Source organism: Actinosynnema sp. NPDC004786, assembly GCF_053601135.1.
The window spans coordinates 81100-95842 of record NZ_JBSGBG010000013.1 but is presented as its reverse complement, the minus strand read 5'-3'; the positions used below and the strand labels follow the sequence as shown (position 1 = coordinate 95842).

Here is a 14743-nt window from a genome sequence, read left to right as displayed (position 1 = left end):
GCGGGCGATCATCGGAGCCCGCGACCGCCGCTGTCGTTGTTCGGGCGGACGCGGTCCGTTGTCACTCGGTCGGGGCGGGTTTCCCGCGTGGCGGGTCGCTGGATGGTGGGGCGCGGTTGCCCGACCGGGAACCGGGCGCTGCACTGGAGCCGCCGGACGAACCCGAGGAGATGGTCCACATGTCCGCTGCCTTCGACGCCGAAGTGACCCGGGTGCGCGCGGAGGGGTTGACCGCCGAGGTGGACGCGTTGCTGGACGCGCCGGAGCCCGAGGCGGACTTCCGCGACGCCCGCCAGCCCGCGATGCTCAAGCTGCTGCTGCTCAGCCCGCCCGACACGGTGATCGACCCGCGTGCCTGACGACCGCGTGGGCGTGGGCGCCCACCTGGTCGACGTGGTCCGCGAACGCGCGGCGGCCCTGGTGTCGGCGCTGCGGGACGGCCACCCGGTCCGCACGACCGGTGGTGACGCGGACGCCTCGCTGGTGGCGGCGACCCGGGTGCTGGGCGCGGACGTGCTCGCCCCGTGCACGCTGCTCGGCCACGAGCCCGCCGCGGGCGACGTGGCGCTGGTCCGGGCCGCGGTGGTCGCGTTCCCGGTGGAGGCCGGCTCGTCGGTGACCTCGGCGTGGACGCACTGGGGCCTGCGGGCCGCGCTGCGCTCGCTGGAGCGGGGCGCGTCGGAGGTCGAACCGCCCACCGCCGCGTGGGTGCGCGACGAGCCGTGGCCGGTGCTGGCGCACCGGCTGGCCGGGGTCGCGGCGCTGGCCGTGCCGGGGTGGCGCAGCGCGCCCGCGGCGGAGGCGGCCGAGCGGGTGCCGGACGTGGCCCGCGGTTTCGTCCGCGCGGTCCGGCGGCGGGACTGGTTGCAGGCCGCCGGGACGGGCCGGTGGCTCGCGGTGCTCGGCGGCGTGCCGGACTCGCTGGGGTTGGACGCCGGGTTGCGGTTCGTCGCCCACCTGGCCGCCGGCGACGCCCGGGTCGAGCTGCAGGTGGCGGCCGCGCGGGTGATCCGGGAGGCGGGCGCCTGATGCCGGACCCGGTGGACGCCCTGGGCGTGCGGGCGCTGGGGTGGGCGTGGTCGCGGCGGGAGTGGTTCCGGCTGCCGGGTGACGTCCTCGACCCGTCGGTGCCGGTGGACGGGGCGCTGAAACCGCTGGCCGAACTGGCGCAGACCGCCGTCGTGGTCCGGCGGTCGGACCCGCCCGGCGGCCGGCGGCGCCGGCTCGCCGGGGACTGCGCCCGGTTCGCCTGGGACGAGCTGGGCCGCGGGGACGTGCTGTTCGACCTGCTCCGCGCCGAGCCCACCGCGACCTACCCGCTGGAGATCTACGCGTTCTTCCCCGAGCTGGGGCTGCGGCACCGGCCGCTGGAGGAGCTGGCGGCGTTCCTGGCGGGCACCCGCGCGTGGCACGCCACCGAGCAGGTGCCCACGCGCGTCCTGGGCGTGCAGCGGGTGCTGGCCAGACTCGGGATCGGGCCCGCGCGGGACCCCGCCGAGGTCGTCGGCCGGACGTGGCTGGGCGGGCTGCCGGAACCGTGGGCGATGGACGTCCACGCCGGCTACGCGCTGACTCACGACGTGTTCCACCTGACCGACTGGGGCGCGCGGCCCGAGGGGCTGCCCGCGCACCTGGCCGACTACCTGGCCGCGTGGCTGCCGGCGTGGGTGGAGACGTGGCTGGAGGAGCGGCACTGGGACCTCGCCGGTGAGCTGCTGGCCGTGGACGCCCTGCTGCCCCGGCCCACCGCGGGCCCCGACACCTGGCGGCGCTACGCCGCCGCGCAGCGCGAGGACGGTTCGGTGCCGGCCGTCGAGAGCTGGGTCAGGCCGGACCTGACGCCGGTGGAGGCGTTCGGCGTGTGCTACCACGCCACGCTGGTCGCCGCGTTCGCCGCGTCGCTGGCCCGCGTCCCCGAAGTCGTCTGAGCCGGGGCCGGGGGTGCGCGAGCCGATGGTGGACCTGCGACTGCTGCACGGGGTCGCGACCCGGGCGCTGGACTGGGCGCACGACCGCCGCGAGGGCTTCCGGCCCCGGCCGGAGCACGCGGGGGCGCGGGTCAAGGCGGTGGGCGACCTGGCGCTGACCGCGGGGGCGATCCTGCGCGAGGGCGTGGCGGGCACCCGGCAGTCCGCGGTGGCCCGGCGGCTGCTCGACTTCGCGTGGCACGACCTGCTCGACGGCGGCGCGTGCCTGCACCGGCTCCAGCTGGAGGAGCCGTCCTCGCCCGTCCCGCTCGAGCTGTACGCCCCGTTCTTCGACCGCGGCTACCGGAACCTGCCGGTCGAGGACGCGGTGCGGGCCACCCGGCCGCTGGTGGACGGCGCGGCCGTGAGCCTGCCGCCCGCCCGGCGGTTGAGCGTGGTCGCCGCCCTCCGACGGCTCGGCCTGGCCTCCGACGCCGACCTGCGCGCCGCCGCCCGCGACACGTGGCTGGGGCACGCGCCCGCGCCGTGGACGGTCGACCGCGCCACCGCCTACGACGCCTCCCACACCGTCCTGCACCTCACCTCGTGGGGCGAGTGCCCCGACGCCCTGCCCGCCGGGACGGTGGACTACCTGCGGTGGTGGTTGCCCGCGTGGTTGGAGGAGTGCGCGCAGGAGCACGACTGGGACCTGCTCGCCGGGCTGCTCGCGGCGGACGCCTGCCTCCCGACGCCCGCGCTGCCCGCGGACGGGTGGGCGCGGTTGGCCGGCGCGCAGGGCGCGGACGGCGCGGTGCCCGCCGGCGACGTGCCGCCGACCGGTGATCGGCGGGAGGTGTTCGACCGGGTGCACCACCCCACCCTGGTGACGGCTTTCGCGGCGACGGTCGCCACGTCGCGGGCGTTGACGGCGTTGCTGCCCGGTGCGCCGTGACGGCCGGTCCCGGGATCCGCGGCGAAGAGCTGCACCGGGCGGCGTGCGGGGTGCGTGCGCCCGGTGTCGTGTTCGCGCTGTCGTGCGGCGGGGAGCGCACGATCGCCACGGCGGGGGTGGTGGCGGTGGGAGCAGGCTCGGCGGTGAGGGCGGGGCCGGCGGTGGGAGCGGGGCCGGCGGTGAGGGCGGAGGACCTGCACTACGAGTTGGGCTCGGTGTCGAAGACGTTCGCGGGGTTGCTGGTGGCGCAGCTCGTCGTCGCCGGATCGGTGGAGCGCGACACGCCGGTTCGGTCCTGCCTGCCCGCGCCGGGGTCGGGCGGTCCGGAGGGGATCACGTTGCTGCACCTGGCCACGCACACGTCCGGGTTGCCGGCCCTGCCGCACGACCCGTTCTTCTACCGGCAGGGCCTGCCCCGGTGGCGGACGAACGCCTACGCGGGCTACCCGGTGGAACGGGTGCTGCGCGCGTTCGGCCGGCACCGGGCGCGGACGCCGCCCGGCAGCCGGTGGCGGTACTCGAACCTCGGGATGGCCGTGCTCGGGCACGCGTTGGCGCACCGCACCGGCACGCCGTACCCGGAGCTGCTCGCCCGGCACGTCCTGCGGCCGCTCGGGCTGGACGGCGTCCGGTTGGGACCGGGTCCGCCCGGCGTGGACGCCGTGGGGCACGGGACGCGTGGCCGGGTCGTGCCGCCGGTGGACCTGGGCGGGTTCACGGCGGCGGGGGCCGTGCGGGCGACGCCGCACGACCTGCTCACGTACCTGGAGGCGCACCTGGATCCGGAGCGCACGCCGCTGGGGGCGGCGCTGCGGGCGGTCCAGGTCGACCACACCGCGCCCCGGCCGCGACGCGCGCCCGCGCGGGCGTTGGCGTGGTTCCGCGCGGACACCGCTCGCGGGCCCGTGTTCTTCCACGGCGGGGCGACGTTCGGGCAGCACGCCTACCTCGGGTACCGGCCCGCAACGCGCACCGCGCTGGTCGCGGTGGCGACGCGTCGGTACACGCGCCGCCACAACCTGATCGCGGTCGCGCACCGGGTGCTGGTGGAGGCGGTCGGTTAGGCGTGCTGCCCGCGGGTCGCTGCGGGAGGTGCGCAGAAGGCCCGATAGGTCACGCCTGGAGCGCGGCGTAGGCGGGCTCGATCACGTCCTGGATCAGGGCGCGGCGCTCGTCGTGGCTGAGGAAGGCGGCCTTCGCGGCGTTGACGGTGAACCGGCGCAGGTCGTCCCAGCCGAAGCCGAAGTGCTCGACCACGGTGGCGAACTCGCCGGTCAACGACACCATGCTCATCAGCCGGTTGTCGGTGTTCACGGTCACCCGGAAGCCCAGCTCGGCCATCCGCTTGATCGGGTGGTCGGCCAGCGACGCCACCGCGCCGGTGTGCACGTTCGACGTCGGGCACATCTCCAGCGCGATGCGCCGGTCGCGCACGTACGCGGCGAGGTAGCCGACCTCGTCGCCCTTGATGTCCTCGGCCAGCCGCACGCCGTGGCCCAGGCGCTCCGCGCCCGCGAGCTGCACGGCCTCCCACGCCGACTCCGCGCCCGCCGCCTCGGCCGCGTGGATGGTGAAGTGCGCGTTCTGCTGCCGCAGGTACTCGAACGCGGACAGCTCCCGGCTGGGCGGGAACCCGGCCTCGGGGCCCGCGATGTCGAACCCGACCACGCCCGCCTCCCGGTAGCGGACCACCAGGTCGGCGATGCGCTGCCAGCCGTCGTTCTGGCGCATCGCGCACAGCAGCGTGCCGACCCGGATGCGGCCGCCGGCCGCGGCCTCGCCCTGGCGGAAGCCCTCCTGCACGGCCTCGACGGCCTGCTCCAGGCTCAGGCCCCGCTCGGTGAACAGCTCGGGGGCGTAGCGGATCTCGGCGTACACGACCCCGTCGTCGGCGAGGTCCTGCACCGCCTCGGAGGCGACGCGGACCAGCGCGGCCTCGTCCTGCATGACGCCGCACGTGTGCGCGAAGCCCTCCAGGTAGCGGACGAGCGAGCCGGAGTTGGCGTTGTCGCGGAACCACTCGCCCAGCGCGACCGGGTCGGTGGTGGGCAGGCCCTGGTGGCCGCAGGCGTCGGCGAGTTCGATCACCGTCTGGGGGCGCAGGCCGCCGTCGAGGTGGTCGTGCAGCAGCACCTTGGGAGCGCCGCGGAGCGCCTCCCGGGTAAGCGGGGTCGACATGCGGGTCACCGTATACCGGCGACACGCCGGAGCGGTCCACCGTGCGATGATCTTCAGGGACTATGATCACCCACGGCGTCACCGAGTGTGTCCGGAACCACTCGCTCGGCCGCCGCTTTCGTCGTTGTGCACTCGTGATGCAGAACTTTCCGCTACCGCTACCACGGCTTTAGTCACTCACACGGCGGATGTTCGCCCACTGTGCTCGCGGGCCCGCTGTCGGTAACCTAGGGGTAGGGTCGACCTTCATCACTCCAACGGAGTACGCGCAAGGTCGGTCCAGGCGGTGCCCGTCGGGGGGCGCTACTGCCCACCGCCCCAACCTGGCTAGGCTCCCGGAGGTCTCCCCTCCCCTGGACGAAGGCACCCGAGCCGTGAACGAGAACAACAACTCCACGATGTCCTTCGATCGGATGCGCAACATGCTGACGCGCGCCGCGGAGATCCGTGAGAGCGAACAGCAGCAGATCTTCGACGCACTGGACGAGATCCACGCGCGGATGTCCCCGCTCGAATCGCTGGGTTCGGTTCGCAAGCGCCTGTCCGAGCTGCCCGACCGCACCGAGGTCAGCGTGCTGGCCGAGCGGCTGGACGAGGCGCTCGCCAGGCTGGAGGCGCAGGACAACGCGGTGCAGAGCATCGGGCGGGCCGTGGACGGCCTGGTCGACAAGCTCGCCAAGCCGTTCGCGCAGCTCGACGGTCGGCTCGACGGGGTGGCGGGCCGGTTCGAGGGCGTCGCCGGGCGGATGGACGGCCTGGAGGACAAGCTCGCCCACATCCACAAGCGCCTCGACGACCTCGACGGCCACCTGGACAAGCAGGACGGCAAGGTCGACCAGGTGCCGGGCGCGGTGACCGGGCCGCTGCGCGAGCGGATCGAGGCGTTGGAGGCCGCGCTGCGCGGTCGCCTGGACGAGGTGGACGAGGGCGTGCACGAGCACCTCGACGGCACCCGCGAGGCGTTGCAGCGTTCGGTGGCGGACTCGGCCACGGCCCTGCACGGGCGGCTGGACGAGACCCGCGACAACCTCAACGGCACGCGGGACGGGCTGCACTCGGCGCTCGCCGAGACGCGCGAGTCGCTGGCGTCGTCGCTGGCCGACACCCGCAGCACGGTGACGGGCAAGCTGGACGAGGCGCGCGAGGCGCTGCACGCGGCGTTGGACGAGACGCGCGACCAGGTCGACGCGACCGACCGGCTGGAGGCGCTGGCGGCGCGGCTGGAGCAGGTCACGTCCCGGCTCGACACCATGGCGACCCGGCTCGACGCGGTGGAGGACGACTTCGCGTCCCGGCTCGGCGAGCTGTCCGGCGTGGTGGAGCAGGGCATCGCCAAGGTCGAGGGCACGTTGTCGACGCGGCCGGACGCGGAGTCGCTGGCCGGGTTGGTGCGCAAGAGCAACCAGGAGTCGGAGCTGCGGATCGGCGGGCAGCTGGACGAGGCGATGGCCACGTTCGCCGAGCTGATCCTGGGCGGCGGCTCCCCGACCCCGCCCCCGCCGCCGACCGCCCTGCCGCGGCCCCAGCGGCGGACGCGGAAGAACGGGCCCAAGGCCGGGGACGGGCGGAACGTGGACGACGACGACTTGGCGGCTGAGGGAGCCTGATCGGGCTGGTGGCGCGGTGAGCGCCGACGTGCTGAGAGGTGCGGTAGCGACGGTGGCGCGGTGAGCGCTGAGGCGCGGTGAGCGCTGGTGAAGCAGGAAGGCCCGGTCCGCGGTGTGCGGGCCGGGCCTTTGTGCGTGTGAAGAGAGTGAAAAGCGTCCTCGCCGGACGGGCAGATCAGCAGGATGACGGGGTTCGGTGGTTCGGTGCGGTTGCGTCGTTGGTCGGGTTTCGTGTCATCCCGCCGACCTCCACAAGGGCTACCGCACGCGTCAAGGGGGCGGTTCCAGCGTCAGGTGCGGGTAGGGGTGGGAGTGCCCCCTTGACACGCGCGGTAGGGCTGCGCCAGGTCGGCGGGATGACACGGAACCCTTCTGTTGGGGAAGGGCAGGCAGGTGGTTGACCTCGGCGTTGTGGGTTGGGTTAGCCGCGGATCGTGTCGATGACCAGTGGGCGGGGTTGGGGTGGGGTGTCGGCGATCTCGTAGCTGCCCGAGAGGGAGGCGAGGGCGGCCGGGATGGTGTCCGGGGTGTCGGTGCGCAGTTCCAGCAGTGGTTGGTCCCTGGTGACGCGGTCGCCCGGTTTGGCCAGGCACAGGATGCCGGCGGCGGGTTGGACCGGGTCTTCCTTGCGGGCGCGGCCGGCGCCCAGGCGCCAGGCGGCGACGCCCACGGCGTAGGCGTCCAGGGTGGTCAGGTAGCCGTCGGCCGGGGCGGTGATCAGGTGTTTGTGGGTGGCTTCCGGGAGGGGGGCGTCCGGGTCGCCGCCTTGGGCGCGGATCATCCTGGCCCAGGTTTCGTAGGCTTCGCCGGAGGCCAGGACGTCGCGGGGTGAGGCGGAGACGCCGGCGCGGGAGAGCATCTCCTCGGCCAGGGCGATGGTCAGCTCCACGATGTCGGTGGGGCCGCCGCCGCGCAGGACGTCGACGGACTCGGCCACCTCGACCGCGTTGCCCACCGCGTGGCCGAGGGGCGCGGACATGTCGGTCAGCAGGGCGCTGATCTTCAGGCCGTGGTCCACGCCGATCGAGACCAGGGCGTTGGCCAGGGCGCGGGCCTGGTCGAGGGACTTCATGAACGCGCCCGAGCCGACCTTGACGTCCAGGACCAGGGCTTCCGCGCCCTCGGCGATCTTCTTCGACATGATCGAGGAGGCGATCAGCGGGATGGACTCGACCGTGCCCGTCACGTCGCGCAGCGCGTAGAGCTTCTTGTCGGCCGGGGCCAGGCCGGTGGTGGCGGCGCAGACCACGGCGCCCACCGAGCGCAGTTGGGAGACCACCTCGTCCAGCGAGAGCTGGGCCCGCCAGCCGGGGATGGACTCCAGCTTGTCCAGGGTGCCGCCGGTGTGGCCGAGGCCGCGGCCGGAGAGTTGGGGCACGGCGGCGCCGCAGGCGGCGACCAGGGGGGCGAGGGGCAGGGTGATCTTGTCGCCGACGCCGCCCGTGGAGTGCTTGTCCACGGTGGGGCGGCCGACGTCCAGGGTCAGCTTCTCGCCGGAGTCCACCATGGCCCTGGTCCAGCGGGCGGTTTCCGCGGCGTCCATGCCGTTGAGGTAGATGGCCATGGCCAGGGCGGACATCTGCTCGTCGGCCACGTCGCCGCGGGTGTAGGCGTCGACCACCCAGTCGATCTGGTCGTCGGTCAGGCGGGCCCCGTCGCGCTTGGCCCGGATCACGTCCACGGCGGTGTGGGTCATGGCAGGTCCTCCGGGCCGAACGCGTCGGGCAGGACCCTGCTCATCGGCAGGACGCCGGACGGGGTGTCGATCAGGCAGGGCGCGCCGCCCAGCTCGTAGATCACCTGGCGGCACCGGCCGCACGGCATCAGCAGCTCGCCCGCGCCGCTGCGGCAGGCCAGGGCGACCAGCCGGCCGCCGCCGGTCAGGAAGAACTGGCCGGCGAGGGTGCACTCGGCGCACAGGCCGACGCCGTAGGCGGCGTTCTCCACGTTGCAGCCGACCACGATGCGGCCGTCGTCGCAGACGGCCGCCGCGCCCACCTGCAGCCCGGAGTACGGGCAGTAGGCGGACTGCGCGGCCTCGACGGCACGCGCCCGCAGCAGCTCCCAGTCGATGTCAACCACGGCGGTACACCACGCCGTCGGCCGCGGGCATGCGCAGGCGTTGGGACGCGACCGCCAGCACGACCAGGGTGACCAGGTGCGGCGCGTAGGTGGTCAGCTCGCTGGGCACCTCGTCCACCGAGTAGTACACCGCGTACAGGACGCCGGCGGCCAGGATGCCGAACGCGGCGGCGAACCAGCGGCGGCGGACGAGCTGCCAGATCACGATCACGACGAGCAGCAGCACCGCGCCGTAGACCAGGGCCAGGAACGTCTTGCCGCCCGAGCGCAGCTGGAGGCCGTCGGCGTAGCCGAACAGGGCCGCGCCGCCGAGCAGGCCGCCGGGCCGCCAGTTGCCGAAGATCATCGCGGCGAGGCCGATGAACCCGCGGCCGTTGGTCTGGCCCTCCAGGTAGCCCGGCTGGCCGGGGTTCAGCACGAGCGCCGCGCCGCCGATGCCGGCCAGCGCGCCGGACGAGATCACCGCGATGTACTTGTAGAGGTAGACGTTGACGCCCAGCGACTCGGCGGCGACCGGGTTCTCGCCGCACGAGCGCAGCCGCAGCCCGAACCGGGTCCGCCACAGCACCAGGTAGCTGCCGATCACGAGCAGGATCGCGAGCATGGTCAGCGGCGACACCCCGGTGATCAGGCCGCGCAGGATGCCGGCGACGTCGGACAGGCCGACGCGCTGCTGCGCCTCCAGCTCGCCCAACCAGTCGGACAGGCCGGACGCCGAGTAGGTGTCGAACTTCGGCACCGCGGGCGACTCGCGCGGGTTGTGCGAGAGCGGGAAGAAGATCAGCGTGGACAGGTACTTGGTCACGCCCGCGCCGAGCAGGTTGATCGCCACACCGGACACGATGTGGTTCACGCCGAACGTCACGGTGGCGATGGCGTGCAGGAGGCCGCCGAGCGCGCCGAACACGGCCGCCGACACCAGCGCCGCCCACGGGCCCCACTGGTAGCCGGCCCACGCCGCGCCCCACGTGCCCATGATCATCATGCCTTCGAGGCCGATGTTCACCACGCCCGCGCGTTCCGCCCAGAGGCCGCCGAGGGCGGCGAGCAGGATCGGCAGCGCGAGCCGCACGGCGGTCTGGATGGTGCCGGTGGACGTCAGCTGCGGCACACCGGTCAGGTACGACGTGGTCGAGAGCAGCACGACCGCGCCCGCCACGCCCAGCGCCCCGACGGCCCAGCCGGGGATCCGACGCGCCTTGCGGGGCGGCGGAACGGTGGCGGGCGCCTCGGACGGGTTCATCAACGAAGTACTCATGCCGCATCCACCGTTCCGAGCTGCCGGCCGACCTGGCGCTGCTGCGCGGCCAGTTCGAACCGGCGGACCACCTCGTACGCGACGACGACCGACAGCACGATCGCCCCCTGCATGATCGTCACGATCTCGCGCGACACGCCCACGTTGTCCAGCGCGAGGCCGGACTTGTCCAGGAACGCCCACAGCAGCGCGCCGAACGCGATGCCGCCGGGGTGGTTGCGGCCGAGCAGCGCGATCGCGATGCCGGAGAAGCCGATGCCGGCGGGGAAGTTCAGGTTGTACGTGTGGTCGCGGCCCAGGATCTCCGGCATGGAGACCAGGCCCGCGATCGCGCCGGACAGCAGCATGGCGATCAGCACCATCTTCTTGGCGTTGACGCCACCCGCGGCGGCGGCCGTGGACGACTCGCCCGACGCCCGCAGCTCGAAGCCGAACCGGGTGCGGTTCATCATCACCCAGTAGCCGATGCCCAGCAGCGCGGCCAGGAACACCAGGCCGAAGACCGTGCCGGACGAGCCGAACGAGATGCCGGGCACCCAGCCGCTCTCCGGGATCTCCGGGGTGCGGATGTTGTTGCCGCGCAGCTCGCCGAACACGTCCGCGCCGATCAGGTAGGCGGCCAGGCCGAGCGCCAGGCCGTTCATCATGATCGTGGAGATGACCTCGTTGACGCCGCGCGTCACCTTGAGCACCGCCGGGATCGCGGCCCACAGCGCGCCCGCCGCGGCGGCGGTCAGGATGATCACCAGGGCGTGCAGGCCGGGCGGCAGGGCGATGGAGCCGCCGACGATGGCCGCGACGACCGCCGCGACCCGGTACTGGCCCTCGACGCCGATGTTGAACAGGTTCATCTGGAACCCGATCGCCACCGCCAGCGCCGCGATGTAGTAGGTGCCGGTGCTGTTGACGATGTCGACGGCGGTGGTGCCCTCGCCCACCTGCGACAGCATCACCCCGAACGCCCGCAGCGGGTTCGCGCCGGACACGACCAGCGCGATGCCGCACAGCAGGGCGGAGAACAGGATCGCCAGCACGGGCGGCAGCAGTTTGCCGCGCAAGATTCCCATCACTCGCCTTCCGCTTCCGACACGTGCTCGGACACGGCGGCGCTCGTGGCGCCCGCGCCGGTCATCGCACTGCCGAGGTCTTCCGGGGTGACCGTGGCCGGGTCGGCGTCCGCGACCAGCCGGCCGCGCAGCATCACCCGGATCGTGTCGGACAGGCCGATCAGCTCGTCCAGGTCCGCCGAGATCAGCAGCACGGCCAGGCCGCGGGCGCGGGCGTCGCGGATCTCGTCCCAGATCAACGCCTGCGCGCCGACGTCCACGCCGCGCGTCGGGTGCGACGCGATGAGCAGCACCGGGTCGCCGGACAGCTCGCGGCCGACCACGAGCTTCTGCTGGTTGCCGCCGGACAGCGCGACGGCGGCCACGTCGATGCCCGGCGTGCGCACGTCGAAGTCCTCGACGATGCGCCGGGTGTCCTGCTTCGCGCCCGCGAGGTCGAGCCACTGGCCCTTCGAGACGGGGCGGCGGGTCTGGTGGCCGAGGATGCGGTTGGCCCACAGCGGCTGGGTGAGCAGCAGGCCCTGGCGGTGCCGGTCCTCGGGGACGTAGCCGATGCCGGCCTCGCGCCGGGCCAGCGTGCCGAGCCTGGTCAGGTCGCGGTCGCCGAGCAGCACGCGCCCGTGGTGCGCGCGGCGCATGCCCATGATCGTCTCGACCAGCTCCGTCTGCCCGTTGCCCTCGACGCCCGCGATGCCGACGATCTCGCCCGCGCGGACGACCAGGTCGATGCCGTCGAGCACGGGCCGGGTGCCCTCGGCCGCGACCAGGCCGAGGTTCTCCACCCGCAGCACGACGCGGTCGGTGACGGTGGACTCGCGGGTCTGCGGGCTGGGCAGCTCGCTGCCGACCATCATCTCGGCCAGCTGGCGGGAGCTGACGGTCTTCGGGTCGGCGGTGCCGACCGTGGTGCCGCGGCGGATGATCGTGACGGAGTCGGCGATCGAGCGCACCTCGTCCAGCTTGTGCGAGATGAACAGGAAGGTGAACCCCTGCTCCTTCATGCCGCGCAGGGTGGCGAACAGCTCGTCCACCTCCTGCGGCACGAGCACCGCGGTCGGCTCGTCCAGGATGATCACCTTGGCGCCGCGGTAGAGCACCTTGAGGATCTCGACCCGCTGCCGGTCGGCCACGCCGAGGCGTTCGACGAGCACACCGGGGTCGACGGTCAGGCCGGTGGCCTCGGCCAGCTCCTTGATCCGCTTGCGCGCCCGGCCGCCGATGCCGTGCAGCGACTCCGCGCCGAGCACGACGTTCTCCTGCACGGTCAGGTTGTCGGCGAGCATGAAGTGCTGGTGCACCATGCCGATGCCGGCCTTGATCGCGTCGGCGGGGGTGCGGAACCGGACCGGGCGGCCCGCCACCTCGATGGTGCCCTCGTCGGGCTGCTGCATCCCGTACAGGATCTTCATCAGGGTGGACTTGCCCGCGCCGTTCTCACCGCACAGCGCGTGCACCTCGCCGACCTGGACGCTGAGGTGGACGTCGCTGTTGGCGACGACACCGGGGAAGCGCTTGGTGATGCCCGACAGGACGACGGCAGGGGTGGTAGTGCTCATGGAAGCTCCGTCTGATCTCCGGCTGCGCCGGGGCTAACCACGCACTAGGCCCCGCGAGGGTGCTCGCAGGGCCCAGTGCGCCGGAGGCCGGATGGGGTTACGGCGTGGACTTGACGTCGATCTTGCCCTCGATGATCTGGGCCTTGTAGCCCTCGAGGACCCCCTTCAGCTCGTCGTCGATCTTGCCGCCCGAGGTGGAGTAGCCGACGCCGTCCACGGACAGGTCGAACACCTTGGGCAGGCTCGCCAGGTCGTTCTTGGCGACGGCCTTGACGAAGTCGTACACCGCGACGTCGACCCGCTTGAGCATGGACGAGACGATGACGTCCTTCGACTCCTCGACCGTCTTCTGGTTGTACTGGTCGGAGTCGACCCCGATGGCCAGCGCGCCGCCCGACTTGGCGGCCGAGAACACGCCCTTGCCGGAGGCGCCCGCGGCGTGGTACAGCACGTCGGCGCCGGCCTCGATCTGGCCGGTCGCGGCCTCCTGGCCCTTGGTCGGGTCCTGGAAACCGGTGAAGTCGCCCGCCGGGGTCAGGTACTTCTGCTCGATCTTGATGTCCGGGGCGGCGGTCTTCGCGCCCTGGACGTAGCCCGCCTCGAACTTCTGGATCAGCGGGATCTGCACGCCGCCGACGAAGCCGACGTGGCACGACTTGGACTTGTAGGCGGCGATGACGCCGGCCAGGAACGAGCCCTGCTCCTCGGCGAACAGCAGCGGCGTGACGTTCGCCGCACCCTCGACCGCGCCGTCGACGATGGCGAACTTGACGTTCGGGAACTCCGGCGCGACGACCTTCAGCGACTCGGCGTAGGCGAAGCCGACGCCGATGATCGGGTTGAAGCCCTCGCTCGCGAGCTGGCGGAGGCGGGTCTGCTTGGCGTCCTCGGGCTCGTTCGGAGCGGCGGTCAGCTCCTTGACCTCGGCGATGCCCATGTCGGCCTTGGCCTTGTCCAGGCCCGCGGCGGCGGAGTCGTTGAACGACGCGTCGCCCCGCCCGCCGATGTCGTAGGCGAGGCCCACCTTCAGGGCGCTGCCGTCGACCTTCTCGCCCGACGAAGCGGAGTTGGAGGTCGAGGTGGCGGCCGGCGGCTTGTCGGCCAGCTTGCAGCCCTCGGCGGTGTTGGTGGACCCGGACCCGGTGTTGTTGCCACCGGTGTCCTTGGCGCAGGCAGCCATCGTGAGAACGCTGGTCAGCGCGATCGCGGCCACCGCGTAGCCACGCATTCGACGACGCACGGCTCGTCTCCCTCCCTGCTCGTCTAGGAGCAGACAATCCCGACAGCGGTCGTCGGGGCTTCCGAGTGGCGAACCGTACCCCGTAGTAATGAGACCCGCGCACGTACCGGTCCGCACGTGACCTAATCGTTGGTGCCATCGGGCGACTCCGCCACTCGTAGTGATCTGTCGACTTCTTGGCGTCGTACCCGGTTACCGAGTGTCAATACGCGGTCCGGGTGACGTGGCCGGTCGCGCTCGTGGGGGCGGATCGGGTTCGGAGGCCCGCAAGGTTGACCCGTTGGTGCGGCGTTGGGGCGGCGTTGGCGCGTTCGGGTGCACTCCAAGCTGCACCGATATCCCCCCTAGGAGGTTGACCTTGGACCCCCAGCAGTGGCTCGACAACTTCGAGGCAAAGCTGGCCGATCTCCAGCGGAAGTCGGCCGACCTCCAGGAGAACTTCGAGAACTCGCAGGCCACGGTGTCCAGCCCGGACGGCGCGGTGACGGTCACCGTCGGTCCGAACGGGGGCCTGGTGAACCTCCAGCTCGGGCACCGCGCGACCGAGCTGGGCTCCGCCCGCCTCACCGCGCTGATCATGCAGACGGCCCGGGCCGCGCAGAAGCAGGCCGCGCAGAAGGTGATGGCCGCGTTCGAGCCGCTCGGCGAGGGCACCGAGGCCCTGCGCATGGTCAGCGACGCCATCCCGGACGACGAGGCCGGCGACGACGACCGCGACTACGACGAGCCGGAGTACGCGGCCCCGGAGGCCGAGCGCGAGCCCGTCCACGCCGCCGCGCCGCCCCCGCCGCCGGCCGCGCCGGCCTGGCAGGCGCAGCAGCAGGCGCCGTCTCGACCCGCGCGACCCACGCGCCCGGTCGACGACGAGGACGACGACAACCAGCCCTGGTGACGAG

14 protein-coding genes are annotated in these 14743 nt (G+C 73.1%); 7 read left to right on the top strand and 7 right to left on the bottom strand.

Features of this window, described 5'->3' with window-relative positions; genetic code table 11:
* Window positions 1-179 precede the first annotated feature (179 nt).
* From ACWEFJ_RS14080 to ACWEFJ_RS14060, 5 genes are read left to right on the top strand one after another with little or no spacing between them, the layout of a single operon-like run.
* A complete protein-coding gene (locus tag ACWEFJ_RS14080) occupies window positions 180-359 on the top strand; it encodes a hypothetical protein (RefSeq protein ID WP_449713957.1) in 180 nt (59 codons plus the stop codon).
* Window positions 352-1029, top strand: coding sequence for a hypothetical protein (locus ACWEFJ_RS14075; RefSeq protein WP_449713956.1), 678 nt, complete (start codon window positions 352-354; stop codon window positions 1027-1029). Before ACWEFJ_RS14080 ends, ACWEFJ_RS14075 begins: the two co-directional genes overlap by 8 nt.
* Window positions 1029-1928, top strand: a complete 900-nt coding sequence (locus ACWEFJ_RS14070) for a DUF6895 family protein (RefSeq protein ID WP_449713955.1) — start codon at window positions 1029-1031, stop codon at window positions 1926-1928. The genes ACWEFJ_RS14075 and ACWEFJ_RS14070 overlap by 1 nt, the downstream gene beginning before the upstream one ends.
* Before the next feature lie 25 nt (window positions 1929-1953).
* Complete coding sequence (locus ACWEFJ_RS14065; protein WP_449713954.1) at window positions 1954-2859, top strand: DUF6895 family protein; 906 nt, start codon at window positions 1954-1956, stop codon at window positions 2857-2859.
* Entirely contained in the window at window positions 2856-3923 is a 1068-nt protein-coding gene (locus ACWEFJ_RS14060) for a serine hydrolase domain-containing protein (protein WP_449713953.1), read from the top strand. The genes ACWEFJ_RS14065 and ACWEFJ_RS14060 overlap by 4 nt, the downstream gene beginning before the upstream one ends.
* 49 nt (window positions 3924-3972) lie before the next feature.
* Here the strand turns inward: ACWEFJ_RS14060 and ACWEFJ_RS14055 are convergent, their stop codons facing one another.
* Complete coding sequence (locus tag ACWEFJ_RS14055) at window positions 3973-5037, bottom strand: adenosine deaminase (protein ID WP_449713952.1); 1065 nt, start codon at window positions 5035-5037, stop codon at window positions 3973-3975.
* Window positions 5038-5435: 398 nt separating this feature from the next.
* Here ACWEFJ_RS14055 and ACWEFJ_RS14050 point away from each other — a divergent pair, with 398 nt between their 5' ends.
* The gene (locus ACWEFJ_RS14050; RefSeq protein WP_378097760.1) at window positions 5436-6644 is read left to right on the top strand and encodes a hypothetical protein; all 1209 of its coding nucleotides are present in this window, start codon (window positions 5436-5438) and stop codon (window positions 6642-6644) included.
* Window positions 6645-7065: 421 nt separating this feature from the next.
* Here the strand turns inward: ACWEFJ_RS14050 and ACWEFJ_RS14045 are convergent, their stop codons facing one another.
* From ACWEFJ_RS14045 to ACWEFJ_RS14020, 6 genes are all read right to left on the bottom strand, one after another.
* The gene (locus tag ACWEFJ_RS14045; RefSeq protein WP_378094714.1) at window positions 7066-8340 is read right to left on the bottom strand and encodes a thymidine phosphorylase; all 1275 of its coding nucleotides are present in this window, start codon (window positions 8338-8340) and stop codon (window positions 7066-7068) included.
* The gene (locus tag ACWEFJ_RS14040) at window positions 8337-8726 is read right to left on the bottom strand and encodes a cytidine deaminase (RefSeq protein WP_378094712.1); all 390 of its coding nucleotides are present in this window, start codon (window positions 8724-8726) and stop codon (window positions 8337-8339) included. Before ACWEFJ_RS14040 ends, ACWEFJ_RS14045 begins: the two co-directional genes overlap by 4 nt.
* On the bottom strand, window positions 8719-9984 hold the full coding sequence (locus ACWEFJ_RS14035; RefSeq protein WP_378094710.1) for an ABC transporter permease: 1266 nt from the start codon (window positions 9982-9984) through the stop codon (window positions 8719-8721). Before ACWEFJ_RS14035 ends, ACWEFJ_RS14040 begins: the two co-directional genes overlap by 8 nt.
* Window positions 9981-11051, bottom strand: coding sequence for an ABC transporter permease (locus tag ACWEFJ_RS14030; protein WP_378094708.1), 1071 nt, complete (start codon window positions 11049-11051; stop codon window positions 9981-9983). The genes ACWEFJ_RS14035 and ACWEFJ_RS14030 overlap by 4 nt, the downstream gene beginning before the upstream one ends.
* A complete protein-coding gene (locus ACWEFJ_RS14025) occupies window positions 11051-12607 on the bottom strand; it encodes an ABC transporter ATP-binding protein (RefSeq protein WP_378094706.1) in 1557 nt (518 codons plus the stop codon). The genes ACWEFJ_RS14030 and ACWEFJ_RS14025 overlap by 1 nt, the downstream gene beginning before the upstream one ends.
* Before the next feature lie 97 nt (window positions 12608-12704).
* The gene (locus ACWEFJ_RS14020) at window positions 12705-13835 is read right to left on the bottom strand and encodes a BMP family lipoprotein (protein ID WP_378094716.1); all 1131 of its coding nucleotides are present in this window, start codon (window positions 13833-13835) and stop codon (window positions 12705-12707) included.
* Between the two features lie 370 nt (window positions 13836-14205).
* Here ACWEFJ_RS14020 and ACWEFJ_RS14015 point away from each other — a divergent pair, with 370 nt between their 5' ends.
* Window positions 14206-14739 (top strand): YbaB/EbfC family nucleoid-associated protein, encoded by a 534-nt coding sequence (locus ACWEFJ_RS14015; protein ID WP_449713951.1) that lies wholly within the window; start codon window positions 14206-14208, stop codon window positions 14737-14739.
* The last annotated feature ends 4 nt before the right edge of the window (window positions 14740-14743 follow it).